The following is an 18188-nucleotide window of genomic DNA, read 5'->3' as shown; positions in this document are numbered from 1 at the left end:
ATGTCGCTGGCAAAAGCGTCTCTGTGGACCGCGGCGTCCACGCTGGTCAAAATCGGCGCCGGTCTGCTGGTGGTAAAACTGCTGGCCGTGTCGTTCGGCCCGGCTGGCGTGGGGCAGGCGGGTAACTTCCGCCAGCTGGTGACCGTGCTTGGCGTGCTGGCGGGGGCCGGGATATTCAACGGCGTCACGAAGCTGGTGGCGCAGCATCATGACGATCGCCGGCAGTTGAACAACGTCGTTGGCACCGCTTCAGCGATGGTACTCGGTTTCTCCACCCTGCTGGCGCTGATCTTCCTGCTGGCGGCCGCGCCAATAAGCCAGGGGCTATTCGGTCATCAACATTACCAGAATCTGGTACGGCTGGTGGCGCTGGTGCAGATGGGGATTGCCTGGGCGAATTTCCTGTTAGCGCTGATGAAAGGCTTTCGCGATGCGGCGGGTAATGCGCTGTCGCTTATCGCCGGGAGCCTGATTGGCGTGGCGGCGTACTATGCCTGCTACCGTTTTGGCGGCTATCAGGGCGCATTGCTGGGGCTGGCGCTGGTGCCGGCGCTGGTGGTGGTGCCGGCTGCTATCGTACTGTGGCGTCGCGGCAATATTCCGCTAAGCGCGCTGCGCCCGCGCTGGGACAACGGCCTGGCGGGGCAGCTGTCGAAATTTACCCTGATGGCGCTGATTACCTCGGTGACGCTGCCGGTCGCCTACGTGATGATGCGTAACCTGCTGGCGGCCCACTATGGCTGGGACGCGGTGGGGATCTGGCAAGGGGTGAGCAGCATCTCCGACGCCTATTTGCAGTTTATTACCGCGTCATTTAGCGTTTATCTTTTACCGACGCTGTCCCGTCTGACGGCGAAAGCGGATATCACCCGCGAGATTGGCAAATCGTTAAAATTTGTCCTCCCGGCGGTGGCGGCAGCGAGCTTAACGGTGTGGCTGCTGCGTGATTTCGCTATCTGGCTACTTTTTTCCGACCGCTTTACGGCGATGCGCGATCTGTTTGCCTGGCAGCTGGTGGGCGATGTGTTAAAGGTCGGGGCTTATGTTTATGGCTATCTGGTGATCGCCAAAGCCTCGCTGCGTTTTTATATTCTGACGGAAATCAGCCAGTTCACGCTGTTGACCGCATTCTCGCACTGGCTTATCCCGGCGCACGGCGCAATCGGCGCGGCGCAGGCGTATATGGCTACCTATATTGTTTATTTCGCCCTCTGCAGCGGCGTGTTTTTACTTTGGCGTAAACGGGCATGACAGCACTGATACATGTACTGGGATCGGATATCCCGCACCACAACCAGACCGTGCTGCGGTTCTTTAATGATGAGCTGGCCGTGGATGACGAACAGGCTCGCCTGTTTATGGTCGTCGGTGATGCGACAGAAATTTGCGCCGCTTATCCCGCACTCTCCATTCGCTGCTATCCGGGGAAAAAGTCGCTGGCAAAGGCGGTTATCGCGCTGGCAAAGGCGAACCGGCAGCAGCGCTTTTTCTTTCACGGCCAGTTTAATACCGGCCTGTGGCTGGCGTTGCTCAGCGGCGGGATCCGCCCGGCGCAGTTTAACTGGCATATCTGGGGAGCGGATCTGTACGAGAACTCCGCCAGCCTGAAGTTTCGCCTGTTTTATCCCCTGCGGCGCCTGGCGCAGGGCCGGGTAGGTCGTGTGTTTGCGACCCGGGGCGATCTGAGCTGGTTCGCCGCCCGCCATTCTGGCGTAGCGGGAGAGCTGCTCTACTTTCCGACCCGCATGGATCCGGCGCTGAATTCGCTCGCCGATAGCGCGCCGCGCGGCGACACGCTGACTATCCTGGTGGGTAATTCCGGCGACCGTAGCAACGAGCATATTGCGGCGCTGCGTGCGATTCGCCAGCAGTTTGGCGATACGGTTAACGTTGTCGTGCCGATGGGTTATCCGGCAAATAATGGCGACTACATCAACGAAGTCCGCGCGGCCGGCGCGGCGCTGTTCAGCCCGCAGCATTTCCAGGTATTGAGCGACAAGCTGGCGTTTGATGACTACCTTGCCCTGCTGCGCCGCTGCGATCTTGGCTACTTCCTGTTTGCCCGCCAGCAGGGTATCGGCACGCTGTGCCTGCTGATTCAGGCGGGGATCCCCTGCGTACTGAACCGGGAGAATCCCTTCTGGCAGGATATGTCGGAGCAGCATATTCCGGTACTCTTTACCAGCGATACGCTGGACGTGAGCGTTGTGCGTGAAGCGCAGCGCCAGCTGGCTGGCGTGGATAAAAATCAAATCGCCTTCTTCCGGCCGAATTACCTGACGGGCTGGCGACGAGCGTTGCGAATTGCTGCGGGGGTGGACGCATGACATTAATGCAATTTAGCGGGCTGCTGCTGGTCTGGCTGCTGTCGACGCTATTTATCGCCACCGCCACGTACTTTGAATTTCGTCGCGTACGCTTCAACTTCAACGTCTTTTTCTCGCTGCTGTATCTGCTGACGTTTTTCTTTGGCTTCCCGCTGACCAGTATTCTGGTGTTCCGCTTTGACGTCGCGGTCGCCCCGCCGGAAATTCTGCTGCAAACCCTGCTGGTTTCCGTCTGCTTTTATGCGGTTTATTACGTGACTTATAAAACGCGGCTACGGTCGGCGACGCACGGTCATCCGCATCGTCCGCTGTTTACGATGAATCGCGTGGAGACCCACCTCACCTGGGGCATTTTGCTGGGGCTGGCGCTGCTTTGCGTCGGCATCTTCTTTGCGCATAACGGCTTCCTGTTATTCAAGCTCAACTCCTACAGCCAGATCTTCTCCAGCGAAGTCTCCGGCGTGGCGCTAAAGCGCTTCTTCTACTTTTTCATCCCGGCAATGCTGGTGGTCTATTTTCTGCGTCAGGATTATAAAGCGTGGATATTCTTCCTTGTCAGCACCGTCGCCTTTGGCCTGCTGACCTACGCCATCGTTGGCGGCACCCGGGCGAATATCATTATCGCGTTTGCCATCTTCCTGTTTATCGGCATCATTCGCGGCTGGATTAGCCTGTGGATGCTGGCGGCGGCGGGCGTGCTGGGCATCGTCGGTATGTTCTGGCTGGCCCTGAAGCGCTATGGCATGAACGTCAGCGGCGATGAGGCGTTTTATACTTTCCTCTATCTGACCCGCGACACCTTCTCGCCGTGGGAGAATCTGGCCCTGCTGCTGCAAAATTACGACAAGATTGAGTTCCAGGGGCTGGCGCCAATCATCCGGGATTTTTACGTCTTTATCCCCAGCTGGTTGTGGCACGGTCGTCCGACAATGGTGCTCAATACCGCGAACTATTTCACCTGGGAAGTATTGAATAATCATTCTGGTCTGGCGATTTCGCCGACCCTGATTGGCTCGCTGGTGGTGATGGGCGGCGTCTGGTTCATCCCGCTGGGCGCGGTGGCGGTTGGGCTGATTATTAAATGGTTTGACTGGCTGTACGAGCTTGGCAACCGGGAAACGAACCGCTATAAAGCGGCGATTCTGCACAGTTTCTGTTTTGGCGCTATCTTCAACATGATCGTGCTGGCGCGTGAAGGGCTGGATTCATTTGGCTCTCGCGTGGTTTTTTTCCTCGTTATCTTTGGGATCTGCCTGCTGGCGGCAAAACTGCTGTACTGGTTCCTGGATAGCGTGGGGCTGATTCACCGGCGGGCCAAACCGCTGACGCAACCTCAAGTCTGATAAGGGTGTACATGACTGAGACCACATCCGCGCCGTTGTACCTGCTGAGAGGGCTACAACTCATTGGTTGGCGCGATATGCAACACGCTCTGGATTATTTGTACGCCGATGGTGAGATCCGCACGGGAACGCTGGTGGCGATTAATGCAGAGAAGATGCTGGCGGTAGAAGACAGCCCCGAGGTCCGGGCGCTGATTGAAGCGGCAGAATTCAAATACGCTGATGGCATCAGCGTAGTACGTTCATTACGTAAAAAATACCCTCAGGCTCAGGTCTCGCGCGTCGCCGGAGCCGATTTATGGGAAGCCCTGATGGCGCGCGCAGGCGCTCAGGGAACGCCGGTATTTCTGATCGGCGGCAAGCCCGAGGTGCTGGCGCAGACGGAGCAGCAGCTTCGCCAGCGCTGGAACGTGAATATCGTTGGAAGCCAGGATGGCTATTTTGCCGCTGACCAGCGTCAGGCGCTATTTGAGCGTATCCGCGATAGCGGGGCGAAGATCGTCACGGTGGCGATGGGCTCGCCGCGTCAGGAGATCCTGATGCGCGACTGTCGGGACGTTTATCCGCAGGCGCTGTATATGGGCGTGGGCGGCACCTACGATGTTTTTACCGGCCACGTTCAGCGGGCGCCGAAGTTCTGGCAGGACCTGGGTCTGGAGTGGTTCTATCGCCTGGTTTCGCAGCCGAGCCGCATAAAAAGGCAGGCGCGCCTGCTGCGCTATTTACGCTGGCATTACACCGATAAGCTGTGACATTCCACTGCAAGCGGGCGGGTTTACCTGGGTATTCTGTGTAATGTCTTCACTCGCCTGATACTTTATTTGCCATTTCCCTCAAATTCATTAACCATTCGCATGCTTAAAACGCGACGGTCAGTTTACCGTCGCGCAGGCAGGGCTATTTATTCAATAAAAATAACCGGCATAGACACATCCCTGTTGGGATGCGCTTAAACCCGGAGCAGGGCAAACACAAGAGGCTATATGACTGAGAAAAAAGCGGAACTTCAGCGGGGACTGGAGGCGCGGCACATTGAGCTAATCGCTCTTGGTGGGACAATTGGCGTCGGGTTATTTATGGGCGCGGCCAGTACGCTGAAGTGGGCCGGACCTTCGGTTCTGCTGGCGTATATTATCGCCGGGCTCTTTGTCTTCTTCATCATGCGTTCGATGGGCGAAATGCTGTTCCTCGAACCGGTAACCGGATCGTTCGCCGTTTACGCACACCGCTATATGAGCCCATTTTTCGGCTATCTCACCGCCTGGTCCTACTGGTTTATGTGGATGGCGGTCGGGATATCGGAGATTACGGCTATCGGGGTTTATGTGCAGTTCTGGTTCCCGGATATGGCGCAGTGGATACCGGCGCTGATTGCCGTCGGGCTGGTGGCGCTGGCGAACCTCGCGGCGGTACGGCTGTACGGCGAAATTGAATTCTGGTTTGCCATGATTAAGGTCACCACCATTATTGTGATGATCGTGGTGGGGCTGGGCGTTATTTTCTTTGGCTTTGGCAACGGCGGGCACGCCATTGGCTTTGGCAATCTGACCGAGCACGGTGGCTTCTTCGCCGGCGGCTGGAAGGGCTTCCTGACGGCGCTGTGCATCGTGGTCGCGTCTTATCAGGGCGTCGAGCTTATCGGGATTACCGCCGGTGAAGCGAAGAACCCGCAGGTTACGCTGCGTAGCGCGGTTGGCAAGGTACTGTGGCGAATCCTGATTTTCTATGTAGGGGCGATTTTTGTGATCGTCACTATTTTCCCGTGGGATCAAATTGGCTCCAACGGCAGTCCGTTCGTACTGACCTTTGCCAAAATCGGCATCACCGCGGCGGCGGGCATTATCAACTTTGTGGTGCTCACGGCGGCGCTTTCCGGCTGTAACAGCGGTATGTACAGCTGCGGCCGCATGCTCTACGCGCTGGCAAAAAACCGTCAGCTGCCCGCGGCCATCGCCAAAGTCTCGCGCAACGGCGTGCCGTCAGCGGGCGTGGCGCTGTCGATCCTGATTCTGCTGGTCGGCTCGTGCCTGAACTACATTATCCCTAATCCACAGCGAGTTTTCGTCTACGTTTACAGCGCCAGCGTGCTGCCGGGGATGGTGCCTTGGTTTGTGATTCTGATTAGCCAGCTGCGTTTTCGTCTCGTGCATAAAGAAGCGATGGCCAGCCATCCGTTTCGCTCGCTGCTGTTCCCGTGGGCGAACTATTTGACCATGGCGTTCCTGATTTGCGTGCTGATAGGTATGGGATTTAACGACGATACGCGTATGTCGCTCTTTGTCGGAATGATTTTCCTCGCCGCCGTGACGCTTATTTATAAGGTATTTGGCCTTGGCCGACGCGGAAATGTTGATAATGTGGCGCAATAAGCAACAAAACGCACAAAGCATGAGCAAACAATAATTTTCTTTAAAAAGGCACTAGACAGCGGGGGAGGAAGTCCGTATTATCCGACCCCGCAACGGCGCTAAGCGCCCGTAGCTCAGCTGGATAGAGCGCTGCCCTCCGGAGGCAGAGGTCTCAGGTTCGAATCCTGTCGGGCGCACCATTTACCCGGTGCTGGAGCTGCGGTGGTTTCAATACCGCGTAAAAGATTTGCAGTGGTGGCTATAGCTCAGTTGGTAGAGCCCTGGATTGTGATTCCAGTTGTCGTGGGTTCGAATCCCATTAGCCACCCCATTATTTAGAAAGTTGTGATATTGCGAAGGTGGCGGAATTGGTAGACGCGCTAGCTTCAGGTGTTAGTGTTCTTACGGACGTGGGGGTTCAAGTCCCCCCCCTCGCACCACGACTTTATAAAGAATTGAACTAAAAATTCAAAAAAGCAGTACATCGGCGAGTAGCGCAGCTTGGTAGCGCAACTGGTTTGGGACCAGTGGGTCGGAGGTTCGAATCCTCTCTCGCCGACCAATTTTGAACCCCGCTTCGGCGGGGTTTTTTGTTTTCCGCTTTTGCAAAAACGTTCCTATCTCCCTGATATCGCAAAAAATATCTCGCTAATCAGCATGCGATTTATTGTCCAGAATAGTCCCAATTCCTTGTGCGGATAGATGCATTTTCTACCGATCCTGTGCGATAATAAACGGGTAGATGCTCATTCCATCTCTTATGTTCGCCTTAGTGCCTCATAAACTCAGGAATGATGCAGAGCCGTTTTACGGTGCTTATCGTCCACTGACAGATGTCGCATTTTATATGCTAAATCATTCATGATGTGTCGAGACGGCCAGCACGGGAATCCCCCGGAGCTTACAAAGGTAAGTGACTGGGGTGAGCGTGTGCAGCCAACGAAGAGACAGCGTGAAGGATGAAGCATATAGCCTCATCAAACACCATGGACACTACGTTGAGTGAAGCACCCAATTTGTTGTCAAACAGACCTGTTTTAACGCCTGCCCTGGTTTCAGAGCAGGCGTTTTTTTCTTTTCAGGGATAGAGAAACGCTCAGGCGGGAAGAGAAGAGATTCTCGCCCCCGATGGAGGCGAGAAGGGCATTACTGCTGCGGGTTGTTTTGCAGGGTTAACAGCAGGCCGTCGCGACGCATCGTCGCCGCTTCTTCCGGCTGATGCAGGCGGTCAAGTGTATCGGCCAGCCACGCGTAGTCAAACGCATCCGGGCGCTGCTTGAGCGCTGCGCGGAACGCGATGCTGGCTTCCTGCCACTCGCCGTGACGCATGAGCGATTGTCCCAGCGTACTCCACAGCAGCGGACGGTCGCCGACCGTTTTGATCTGCTGGCGCAGCACCTTTTCCAGCTGTTCCGGATTATTCGTTTTCAGCCGCGGGATCGGCATCACCAGACGATCGTCGTAGTGCTTTTTCAGACCTTCGATAATAATCTGCTGCGCGGTATCATGGTCGTCGCTTTCGATAAGGCGATTAGCCATTGCCACCTGTAGCGCCACCTGGCTGCGGGTTTTTCGGTTCTGGCTTTTCCACCAGTCGCGCAGACCTTCGCTGCCGCCGTCGGCCAGCGTTTTATCCATCAGGCCAATCCACGCCAGCTGTTCCAGTTCGGCACGGTGCTCCTCATCGCTGACGTTGGCTTTCGCCATTGATGGAAGAATATCCAGCAGCGAATTCCAGGCGCCGGTACGAATGTAGGCCTGCTCGGCGAGGCGCAGGACCTCCGGATGACGCGGCGTGATCTCCAGCAGCTTGTCGATGCCGTGGCGGGCGGCGTGGTTTTCATTACGCGCCAGCTGCAGGCGTACGCGGGTGATTTCGACAGGTATCAGGTCGTCGCCGGCGAGCTCTGTCGCGCGCTCTAGATGCTGGTTGGCGCGGGCTTCATCGCCACGCTGCTGGGCGGCTTCTGCCGCCAGCAGGTAGTTCACAACGGGCTGCTCAGCGTGATCGGCATTTTTCGCCATCAGCTTCTCAACCTGCTGATAATCGCCCTCCGCCAGCTTCAGCAGCGCCTGCTCGGTTTGCTTACGCGCGCGGCGACGCTTGCGGCCCACGAACCAGCCGCGGGTATGCGCGCCGGTGCGGAAAATGCGCCGCAGCAGCCACTCAATGGCAAACAGCACCACCATGGTGAGGATCATGATGATCGCTAACCCGGTGACGCTGGTTTCAATGTTGTAATTATCGGTCTGGATCAGGACGTAGCCCTGATGACCCGCGATCATCGGACCGACCACGATCCCGGCAAGCAGCAGCGCGAAGAGTAAGAGAATTTTCAACATGCGTTACTCTCCTTGTGGCGCAGGCGTTGGCGCGTGGGCAGCAGCTGCCGGCGCGGGAGCCGGGGCGCTGGCCTGGGTTTCAGCCGGCTGCGCCATCAGATTACGTACCCGCGTTTGCATCAGTTTCTCCAGCAGCGCCTGGCTCTGCAGGCTCTCCGGTACGTTCATGGTGATACTTTGCTGGCTGAGCTTATCCACGTCCTCAAGGAAGGCTTTGGTGGTGGCATCTTCAGTGTCGTAGTAAGCACGAACCCACGTCGAGACGTTATCCAGCGCCTGTTTGTAGGTTTCTTCCTGATGACGCGGAACCGCCTGCGCCGCGACCAGCAGACGGGAGCGGATGTTTTCGCGCAGATAGACATCCTGGTTTGGCGCCAGCAGCGGCACGGCGGTCTCATCGCGGCGGCGAACGGTAATAAAGCTGTCCATAAAGTTCTGCCAGCTTTTTTGCAGGTTTACCCGCCACTCGCTAATGGAGCTGGATAGCTCATCGCTATCGGAATCCATCGGGGTGTCATCGTCGTTGTTGTCCGCCAGGCGTAAATTATCGATCTGGTTGGCGAGCTGGTTCACTTTCAGAATGATGCCGTCGTAGTCGACCTGACTCACGGCGGAAAGCGAAGCAATATCGTCGGTAATGGCGCGACGGGCGGAAATCAGGCTCGGATCGTTCATATCGGCGAGGCTGGCATCGGCGCTTTTCAGCAGCGCGGCGGCGGTCGTCACGTCCTGATCGCTCCACAGCTTACGTCCGGCCAGTTTTACGAGGAAATCAGCCTGCGCGAGCAGCCAGGTTTTTGCATCGCTGCCGGAAATGACCGCGACCTTCTCCTGCACTTCTTCCAGCTTCTTCGCCAGAGAATCCTGCTGACGCTGCGCTTCCGTCAGCTGATCGGCCTGCTGCTTGATGATGTCTTCAAGCTCGCTTTTTTGGCTCTCCTGCGCTTTTTGCAGCGCGGCGATCTGGCTGGATAGCCCGGCGCTGGCTTCGCTCTGGCGGGTTGCCTGAGTCTTCGTCAGACCATAAAGGCCTACGCCAGCGGCGAGGGCGATAGCGATAGCTATTGCGCTCAGGGCGAGGCTGGTTTTACTGCCGCCGTTTTTCTTTTCGACATTCTTCTCTGGCTGTGGCGTCGTTTCCACGGCCTCCCTGGTCTCTTCAACCACGGCGGATTGATTCTGTTGTTCCGTCATTATGGCTTCCAATGTTGAGAGTTATTGTAATGCGCGTAGCAGCGCATCGTTGTCGGCGCTATCGGCAACCTGGATATCCTGCCAGCCCAATTCCCTGGCCTGCTCGGCCAGACGTTCACTGACAACGAAAATGCGACAGCTCAGGAGCCAACGTTCGCGATACCACTGTGGTATTAGCGTCCAGAGCTGCTGCAGCATCTCGCCGCTGGTGATGACCAGCGTCGAAACCCCGCGAGACTGCCAGCGCATTGCTTCTTCTGCGCCATCGTAGTGCCTTGCACTACGTTGATAACATTCACAAAAAGTGACATCAGCGCCGCGTTCGCGAAGCGTGTCACCGAGTAATTCCCGCCCGCCGTTGCCGCGCAGGATGAGCGCTTTTTTCCCCGCAATGTTTTGTAATTCAGGTAATTGTAGCAAGACTTCGCTGATTTCCCGATCTAACGGGTAGCGAACTTGTCGATTACTGACCTTATGCAGGGCCAGCGCGGTGGTGCGGCCAATGGCAAAATAGTCGGGCGCCGTGGGCCAGCGCAGCCCCTGCTGCTGGAGGCGAGCGTGGGCAAACTCGACGGCATGCTGAGATAGCGCGAAGAGTAAATCGCCTGCGGCGAGGCTTGCCAGCTGGCCGCCCAGCTCAGAGAGCTGACGGCCCGGGGTAAACTCAATGAGCGGAAAGCTCCAGGCCACGCGTCCCAGCGCGCGCAGGCGGCTGACTAACTCTTCGCCTTGCGGCAGCGGACGGGTAACCAGAATGCTCATTGAGGCGCTTCTCCTGCGTAGACGACGGCGAGAATGTCGCGAGCGCCGTTATCCAGAAGTTCTTCGGCAAGGGCGACGCCCAGCGTTTCGGCATCTTCCGGGCGACCGCGCCGCTCGCCGCGTACCGTGAGTGAGCCATCCGGCGCGCCAACCAGCGCGCGCAGCCATAGCTCACCGTCGATCAGTTCGGCATAGCTGCCGATAGGCACCTGACAGCCGCCTTCAAGCCGGGTGTTCATCGCCCGTTCAGCGCGGACGCGGATGGCCGTTTCCGTATGATTCAGCGGGGCCAGCAGCGTTTTGGTCCATTCGTCGTCAAGGCGACACTCAATGCCGACCGCGCCCTGGCCGACGGCGGGCAGAGATTGCTCCGGGGACAGCGGTTGACGAATACGCGCCTCAAGGTTCAGGCGCTTAAGCCCTGCGGCGGCCAGAATAATGGCGTCGTACTCGCCGCTATCAAGCTTGCCCAGACGCGTGCCAACGTTGCCGCGCAGAGAGCGGATCGTGAGATCCGGCCGCGCGGCGGCCAGCTGACACTGACGGCGTAAACTTGAGGTGCCAACGATGCTGCCGTGGGGGAGTTCATCAATGGAAGCGTAGTGATTCGAGACAAAGGCATCGCGCGGATCTTCGCGTTCACAGATGGTCACCAGCCCCAGCCCTTCGGGAAACTCCACCGGCACGTCCTTCATAGAATGGACGGCAATGTCGGCGCGACCTTCCAGCATGGCCAGCTCTAACTCTTTCACAAAGAGGCCCTTACCGCCCACTTTTGCAAGGGGCGTATCAAGGATCACGTCGCCGCGGGTGACCATAGGCACCAGCTCAACGGAAAGCCCCGGATGACAGGACTCCAGGCGCTCTTTCACATAATGTGCCTGCCATAGCGCAAGCGGGCTTTGCCGTGTGGCAATTCTCAAAACTTTGTCTAACATGCTTGTTACCGTCATAGTCGACCACTAACCATCCTAACATTGTTGTCTTAGGGATGTTAGTTTTGTGGGGTTAAGGGTCGCGGCCATTTTTTTAGCCTTTCATGCGTTTGCGGGTTGCCGCAAACGTAGTGAAGAATTTACACGTAGTAAAGGGTGCTACACTTGTATGTAGCTCATCTTTCTTTACGGTCAATCAGCAAGGTGTTAGATTGATCACGTTTTAAACCATTTGTCAGTCAGCAGTTCATCACAACCACACCGACGACGAATGGTGACGGTTTTTGTTGAAATACTGAAACTCTCCGTACTATTGTACGTCGGGTTTTTGAACATCAGGCGATATGTCTTGTACCTCTATATTGAGACACTGAAACAGAGACTGGATGCCATCAACCAATTGCGCGTGGATCGCGCCCTTGCTGCCATGGGACCCGCTTTCCAGCAGGTTTACAGTCTACTGCCGACATTACTACATTATCATCATCCGCTGATGCCGGGTTACCTTGACGGTAACGTTCCCCGTGGCATTTGCCTCTACACGCCTGATGAAACCCAACGTCACTATCTTGATGAACTCGAGCTCAACCGTGGAATGCTGGCCAAAGAGCCGCCGAAAGGCGAGCTGCCGATCACCGGCCTTTACTCTATGGGCAGTACTTCTTCCGTCGGCCAAAGTTGCTCTTCCGACCTGGATATCTGGGTTTGCCACCAATCATGGCTGGATAGCGAAGAGCGCCAGCTGCTGCAGCGCAAATGTAGCCTGCTCGAGAGCTGGGCCGCGTCGCTGGGCGTTGAGGTCAGCTTCTTCCTGATCGACGAAAACCGCTTCCGCCATAACGAAAGCGGCAGCCTGGGCGGTGAAGACTGCGGCTCAACCCAACACATCCTGCTGCTGGATGAGTTTTACCGTACCGCGGTGCGCCTTGCCGGGAAACGTATTCTGTGGAATATGGTGCCGTGCGATGAAGAAGAGCATTACGACGATTACGTGATGAGCCTCTACGCGCAGGGCGTGCTGACGCCGAACGAATGGCTGGATCTCGGCGGCCTGAGCTCCCTCTCGGCAGAAGAGTACTTCGGCGCCAGCCTGTGGCAGCTGTATAAAAGCATCGACTCGCCCTATAAGGCGGTGCTGAAGACGCTGCTGCTGGAAGCGTACTCCTGGGAGTATCCCAACAACCGTCTGCTGGCGAAAGATATCAAGCAGCGCCTGCATGATGGTGAAATCGTCTCGTTTGGCCTTGACCCTTACTGCATGATGCTGGAGCGCGTCACGCTCTATCTGCAGGCCATCGAAGATGAAACGCGCCTCGATCTGGTGCGTCGATGTTTCTATTTAAAAGTGTGCGAGAAGCTGAGCCGCGAGCGCGCCTGCGTCGGCTGGCGCCGTGAAGTCGTCAGCCACCTGGTGAAAGAGTGGGGCTGGGATGAAAAGCGTCTGATGATGCTCGATAACCGGGCCAACTGGAAGATTGACGAAGTCCGTAAAGCGCACAACGAACTGCTTGATGCGATGATGCAGAGCTATCGTAACCTGATTCGCTTTGCGCGCCGTAATAACCTGAGCGTTTCCGCCAGCCCGCAGGATATTGGCGTGCTGACGCGTAAGCTGTACGCCGCCTTTGAAGCGCTGCCGGGGAAAGTGACCCTGGTAAACCCGCAAATTTCGCCGGATCTGTCTGAGCCGAATCTGACTTTCATCCACGTGCCGCCGGGCCGTGCCAACCGTACCGGCTGGTATGTCTATAACCGCGCGCCGGACATGGAATCGATCATCAGCCATCAGCCGCTGGAATATAACCGTTATCTTAATAAGCTGGTGGCCTGGGCCTGGTTTAACGGCCTGCTGACGTCACGTACGCGCCTGTTTATTAAGGGCAACGGGATTGTCGATCTGGCGAAGCTGCAGGAGATGGTGGCCGATGTGGCGCATCACTTCCCGCTGCGCCTGCCGTCTCCGACGCCGAAAGCGCTGTATAGCCCCTGCGAAATTCGCCACCTGGCGATTATCGTCAACCTCGAATATGACCCGACGGCGGCCTTCCGCAATCAGGTGGTGCATTTCGACTTCCGCAAGCTGGATGTTTTCAGCTTCGGCGAAGAGCAAAAGTGCCTGATTGGCAGCATCGATCTGCTGTATCGCAACTCGTGGAACGAGGTGCGTACGCTGCACTTTAACGGCGAGCAGGCGATGATCGAAGCGCTGAAAACCATTCTTGGCAAGATGCACCAGGACGCCGCGCCGCCGGATAGCGTGGAAGTTTTCTGCTATAGCCAGCATCTGCGCGGCCTGATCCGCACTCGCGTGCAGCAGCTGGTGTCTGAATGCGTTGAGCTGCGTCTTTCCAGTACCCGCCAGGATACCGGCCGTTTTAAAGCGCTACGCGTTTCCGGGCAGACCTGGGGACTCTTCTTCGAGCGTCTTAACGTCTCGGTACAGAAGCTGGAAAACGCCATCGAATTCTACGGCGCGATTTCGCATAACAAACTGCACGGCCTGTCGGTGCAGGTGGAAACCAACCACGTCAGGCTGCCGCAGGTGGTGGATGGTTTTGCCAGCGAAGGGATTATTCAGTTCTTCTTTGAAGATGCGGATAACGATAACGGATTTAACATCTATATCCTTGATGAGAGCAACCGCGCCGAGGTGTATCACCACTGCGAAGGTAGCAAAGAAGAGCTGGTACGCGACGTCAGCCGCTTCTACTCTTCGTCGCATGACCGCTTTACCTACGGCTCCAGCTTTATCAACTTTAACCTGCCGCAGTTTTATCAAATCGTCGATGTCGACGGCCGAGAACAGGTGATCCCGTTCCGCAGCCAGGTGATTGCCGCGGCGACCCTTGCTGCAGGTGAGGATTCCGCGACATCATCGATGTTGCAGCACTACTCATGACCCGCCGCGTAGACCTGTCATTCGGCGCAGGTAAATTTCCCGGGGGCGCTTCGCTTGCCTGGGCTTCGGGGTGATATGGGTTTTGTCGCCCGGATACGGCGTTAGCCGCAATCCGGGGAACTCGAATCACGCGCGTTTAGCGAAAACTCACCGCTTCACCGGCCTGCGCGGTCGCCGCCTGTTCCAGCAGATCCCAGAAGGTTTCGCCGCTGCGGTCGCATACCCACTCGTCGCCTTTCAAGTCGAAATGGTAGCCGCCTTGTTTTGTCGCCAGCCATACCTGGTGCAGCGGCTCCTGGCGGTTGATAATAATTTTGCTGCCGTTTTCAAAGCTGATAGTCAGCACGCCGCCGTTGATTTCGCAGTCGATATCGCTGTCGCCATCCCAGTCGTCGAGACGCTCTTCGATGGTCATCCACAGGGTATCGGCCAGGCGATGGAATTCACTGTCGTTCATGGTTCTTTCCCGCTTTTTTGATCGTGGCGGCAGTATAGCGCAATCTACGATGACTTCGGCAGATGGCGAAGGCGGATCAGCAGTAGAGACGTCACGATCGCCATCGCCAGCAGCCCGTAACGCGCGCTCAGCATCCGGCTCTGTTGATAATGCTGAAGAAGGCCAGAGAGATCGCCGGGCGCCAGGTTTTGTGTCTGGATAAGCTGATGGAAAGTCCGATCGCTCGTCCAGGGGATAAACGTGAGATGGCCGATGGCCTGTCGGGCGGCCAGGCCCATTGCCGGGTCGTGCTGTACCTGATATTTCATCAGGAAGGTTAACACCGTGAGCATGACGGTACTGATTAACGCCATTCCTAATGCCTGCCCGATATCGCGCGAGGCGGCCTGAACGCCGCCGGACTGTTCGGCGTGCCGATTCCCTGCGCCAGTGGTGACCAGTATCGGGGCATTGGCCGCGATGGTGCCCATCCCCGCGCCGATTAAACAAAGCCCTGACGCCATCAGTACAGGGGTAAACCCCGTCACGTGCAGCGCCGCGGCGGCAACCAGAGCGCCGGCGATTCCCGCCGTCAGCCCCATCTGGCACTGGCGGCGAGGGTTTCGCTGCTGAATAAACAGCGGCAGGCCCAGCGAACAGGCGGCGAGACATATCGCAAAAGGGAGTATCAGCAGCCCTGTTTCCATCGCCGATACGCTTTTAACAATCTGCGCAAAACTCACCACGGTAAAAATAGCCGAACTGTAGGCAAAAAATATCCAACCGGTGAGATAGAGCCCGTGGCGCACCAGGCGGGTTTTCAGGAAAACCGCGGGGAGCAGAGCGTGGCCGGTAGTGGCTTCAAAATGACGTTCCCAGCGCAGCATCATCACCAGCACCATCAGGCCGCAGAGAATAACGAAAGGGGCAGGGCTCAGGCCGAGAACGCTCACTGCCGGGTCGAAGGGCATAACCAGCCCCCAGACCGGGATGCGCAGAATACCGAAAATCGTCAGGAACAGCCCCAGGGTGCCTAACAGAAAGCCCGGGGTATCGAAGGCGATAGCGGCGCGTTTGTTTTCTGATGCCGGGATGATGACGGAGCAGAGCAGGATAAGCAGCGCCAGCAGGCCAAGCGAGGCAAACGCGATGCGCCAGCCGACGTGGTCCAGCAAATATCCGCATACAATTGGACCACAGGCGAATGAAATGCCGCTGGAGGCGCCCAGAGCGCCAAAGGCGGCAACCCGTCGTCGCTGCTGATACAGGGCAGAGATCAGGCCAAAAACGGCGGGGATCATCAGGCTACCGCCTATCCCGGCGGTCAGACGCGCCCCCCAGGTGAAGAGCGCGATCGATGGCGAAAAAAAGGCGCAGGCTTCGGCGAGGATAAAAATCAGGCAGCCGATGCGAAACAGCATTCGCCAACCCCAGATACACCCCAGCATTCCGCCTGCCACCATAAACGTGCCCGCAATCAACGGATACATGGTATTCGCTGTACTGACCTGCCCAAGCGTGGCGTGCAGATCGTTCATTAGCGCCTGCGTGGCGATACTTAACGTCACGTTATCGGCGGAAGCCAGAAACTGTGCGCAGCATAAGACAACCAAAGGTAACCAGTTTGTCGGTGTAGGGTTGGTGGTCACAGCGTGTTCCTTTTTGATAGAAACGACAAAACGCGCCCTTCCTCGCGGGAGGGGCGCGTTATTGTTAGTTATCTTTCGATCTTAACTCAGATTTTCGACTTCTTCGCACGCGGCTCTTCTCCTGCTGCGTCATCAGAACCCCTGGCGCGGACGGGAAGATTGCGCGTCCCGAATAAAAACAGCAGCGTCATGACCGCGGTGGCGACCATACCCGCTCGCGTGGCTTTCAGGCGGGCGGTTTTATAGACCTGGTTGAGTTCCGTTACATCCTTCTGATTCACGCCCTGGTCCAGCATCAGCGTTGAGAAACCCGTATCGCTGAGATAAGGAATAACGGAGAGATTTGCCACCTTCTGCTGTGTATCCTGGCTTAGCGAAGCGTCGTGGCTGGCCATATCCTGTACCGTCATGGTGACCGCCGTCAGCATCACCATACCGCAAACCGCTACGCCGATTGCCTGGCCGACGTTACGCGAAGTCGCCTGCACGCCGCCGGACTGCTGCGCATCGCGCGCCGGCAGGGCGCTGGTAACAATATAGCTGGAATAGGCGGAAACGATGCCCATACTGACGCCAATCAGACACATCCCTACCGGCACGATCATGCTGAAATCGGACGGGCCGAAGCCGAAGATGCACAACACGGAGCCCAGCGTGCCGATGAGCAGCGCGCTCTGGCACATCCGTTTCGGATTCGCGTTTTTCCAGACGATCGGCAGCCCCAGCGAAAAGACCACGACGCCCAGCGCAAACGGCAGAATGAGCAAGCCGGTTTCAATACCGTTCAGCCCGGCAACCACCTGTACAAAGCTCACGGTCACAAAAATACCGGAACCGTAGGCGAGGAAGATAAACGCCGTCAGATAGAGACCGTTACGCACCTGCGGCGTTGCGAGGAACGACAGCGGGATCAGCGCGCTGCCGGTGGTGGCTTCGCGATGGCGCTCCCACTTCAGCATAATCGCCAGCACGATCAGGCCAAACAGGACGAGGAACGGCGCCGGGCTAAGACCCATGACGGTGAACGGCGCGTTAAACGGCGTAAACAGACCCCAGCTTGATACTTTCAGGAAGCCGAGGATCACGCTGAACAGGCCGATAACCGTCAGGACGACGCCCGGCAGATCGAACACCACTTTGCGTTCAGGTTTTGCCGGCGTAGGGACCAGGAAGGAGCCGCTGAAGATAACGATGCACAGGCCGGCGATAGCGGCAAACGCGGCGCGCCAGCCGAGGTGGTCAACCAGCAGGCCGCAAATCAACGGACCGGCGGCGAAGGAGACGCCGCTTGCCGCGCCGATAGCGCCAAAGGCGATCGCCTGCTGGCGGCCTTTATAGTTACTGGCGATAAGCCCCAGCACCGAAGGGATCATAAAGCTTCCGCCAATACCGGAAAGCAGACGGGCGCCGTAGGTGAAGACCAGCATGTTCGGTGAGAAATAAGCGGTCAGCTCGGCAAGAAACAGCAGCGCGCAGCCGATGCGGAAGGTTTTCTTCCAGCCGACGATAAGCCCGGCCATCCCGGCGGCGACCATCAGAGAGCCCGCGGCCAGCGAATACATCGCGTTGGCGATGCTGATGAGATCCATTGACGCGTGCAGGTCTTTGACCAGCGCGCCGGTAGCGATGCTCAGCGTGGCATTATCGCCGGATGTCGAGAGCTGAGCGAGGCACAGCACCAGCAGCGGCAACCATTTCATCGCCGTATCGGCGGCCGCGTTGCGCGATATGCCGGGAGAGTTAATTACTGAATTTGTCGTCATGATCGTGTTCTGTGGTTAATTTCAGGCAATCTACACATCATCCTTCAAGCTGCCTCTGTGCTGGCTGCCTGCGTTCACCCCGGTCGCTTACTGTAATAAGTGACCGAGGATTCTCTCAGGTGCCGCCTTGATGCCACGTGAATGATTTTGTGCAATAGCTATCCGCCCGACGTCGCCGCCGGGTGGATA

Annotated in this window: 13 protein-coding genes and 4 tRNA genes; 10 read left to right on the top strand and 7 right to left on the bottom strand. The window is 57.2% G+C overall.

Translation table 11 applies throughout. From position 1 onward, the window contains the following. From wzxE to ABLV30_RS19195, 9 genes are all read left to right on the top strand, one after another. Nucleotides 1-1251, top strand: coding sequence for a lipid III flippase WzxE (gene wzxE / locus ABLV30_RS19235; RefSeq protein WP_014227457.1), 1251 nt, complete (start codon nucleotides 1-3; stop codon nucleotides 1249-1251). After that, nucleotides 1248-2327: a TDP-N-acetylfucosamine:lipid II N-acetylfucosaminyltransferase gene (locus ABLV30_RS19230; RefSeq protein WP_048263614.1), complete on the top strand. Its 1080-nt coding sequence runs from the start codon at nucleotides 1248-1250 to the stop codon at nucleotides 2325-2327. Before wzxE ends, ABLV30_RS19230 begins: the two co-directional genes overlap by 4 nt. Then, entirely contained in the window at nucleotides 2324-3670 is a 1347-nt protein-coding gene (wzyE, locus tag ABLV30_RS19225; RefSeq protein WP_265802070.1) for an ECA oligosaccharide polymerase, read from the top strand. The genes ABLV30_RS19230 and wzyE overlap by 4 nt, the downstream gene beginning before the upstream one ends. 11 nt (nucleotides 3671-3681) lie before the next feature. After that, a complete protein-coding gene (gene wecG / locus ABLV30_RS19220; protein ID WP_014227460.1) occupies nucleotides 3682-4422 on the top strand; it encodes a lipopolysaccharide N-acetylmannosaminouronosyltransferase in 741 nt (246 codons plus the stop codon). A gap of 231 nt (nucleotides 4423-4653) precedes the next feature. Further along, nucleotides 4654-6039 (top strand): amino acid permease, encoded by a 1386-nt coding sequence (locus tag ABLV30_RS19215; RefSeq protein ID WP_014227461.1) that lies wholly within the window; start codon nucleotides 4654-4656, stop codon nucleotides 6037-6039. A 102-nt stretch (nucleotides 6040-6141) separates the two neighbouring features. Next, nucleotides 6142-6218: transfer RNA gene (locus ABLV30_RS19210), tRNA-Arg, on the top strand. Between the two features lie 55 nt (nucleotides 6219-6273). Continuing rightward, a tRNA-His gene (locus tag ABLV30_RS19205) sits at nucleotides 6274-6349 on the top strand. A gap of 22 nt (nucleotides 6350-6371) precedes the next feature. Further along, nucleotides 6372-6458 (top strand) — tRNA-Leu (locus tag ABLV30_RS19200). 45 nt (nucleotides 6459-6503) lie between these two features. Continuing rightward, a tRNA-Pro gene (locus ABLV30_RS19195) sits at nucleotides 6504-6580 on the top strand. A 584-nt stretch (nucleotides 6581-7164) separates the two neighbouring features. Here the strand turns inward: ABLV30_RS19195 and hemY are convergent. The 4 genes from hemY to hemC are packed head-to-tail and all read right to left on the bottom strand — an operon-like array spanning nucleotide 7165 to nucleotide 11255. Next, nucleotides 7165-8361: a protoheme IX biogenesis protein HemY gene (gene hemY, locus ABLV30_RS19190; RefSeq protein ID WP_048263613.1), complete on the bottom strand. Its 1197-nt coding sequence runs from the start codon at nucleotides 8359-8361 to the stop codon at nucleotides 7165-7167. A gap of 3 nt (nucleotides 8362-8364) precedes the next feature. Further along, entirely contained in the window at nucleotides 8365-9555 is a 1191-nt protein-coding gene (hemX, locus tag ABLV30_RS19185) for a uroporphyrinogen-III C-methyltransferase (RefSeq protein WP_265802073.1), read from the bottom strand. A 21-nt stretch (nucleotides 9556-9576) separates the two neighbouring features. Continuing rightward, nucleotides 9577-10317: a uroporphyrinogen-III synthase gene (gene hemD, locus ABLV30_RS19180; protein WP_032747353.1), complete on the bottom strand. Its 741-nt coding sequence runs from the start codon at nucleotides 10315-10317 to the stop codon at nucleotides 9577-9579. After that, nucleotides 10314-11255 (bottom strand): hydroxymethylbilane synthase, encoded by a 942-nt coding sequence (gene hemC, locus ABLV30_RS19175; protein WP_160743210.1) that lies wholly within the window; start codon nucleotides 11253-11255, stop codon nucleotides 10314-10316. Before hemC ends, hemD begins: the two co-directional genes overlap by 4 nt. A gap of 346 nt (nucleotides 11256-11601) precedes the next feature. Between hemC and cyaA the strand changes: the two genes are divergently transcribed. Next, on the top strand, nucleotides 11602-14151 hold the full coding sequence (gene cyaA / locus ABLV30_RS19170) for a class I adenylate cyclase (protein ID WP_009651720.1): 2550 nt from the start codon (nucleotides 11602-11604) through the stop codon (nucleotides 14149-14151). A gap of 136 nt (nucleotides 14152-14287) precedes the next feature. Here cyaA and cyaY read toward each other — a convergent pair whose 3' ends face one another. The 3 genes from cyaY to ABLV30_RS19155 all read right to left on the bottom strand — a co-directional run bounded on the left by cyaY (nucleotide 14288) and on the right by ABLV30_RS19155 (nucleotide 17999). Then, nucleotides 14288-14608 (bottom strand): iron donor protein CyaY, encoded by a 321-nt coding sequence (gene cyaY, locus ABLV30_RS19165; protein ID WP_004097546.1) that lies wholly within the window; start codon nucleotides 14606-14608, stop codon nucleotides 14288-14290. Between the two features lie 44 nt (nucleotides 14609-14652). After that, complete coding sequence (locus ABLV30_RS19160) at nucleotides 14653-16236, bottom strand: MFS transporter (protein ID WP_049080725.1); 1584 nt, start codon at nucleotides 16234-16236, stop codon at nucleotides 14653-14655. An 86-nt stretch (nucleotides 16237-16322) separates the two neighbouring features. Next, nucleotides 16323-17999, bottom strand: coding sequence for an MFS transporter (locus ABLV30_RS19155; RefSeq protein WP_109241200.1), 1677 nt, complete (start codon nucleotides 17997-17999; stop codon nucleotides 16323-16325). Nucleotides 18000-18188: the final 189 nt, after the last annotated feature.

Source organism: Klebsiella sp. CN_Kp113 (assembly GCF_040064585.1).
Taxonomy (GTDB): Bacteria; Pseudomonadota; Gammaproteobacteria; order Enterobacterales; family Enterobacteriaceae; genus Klebsiella; species Klebsiella michiganensis.
This window is presented reverse-complemented; position numbering and strand designations above follow the sequence as displayed.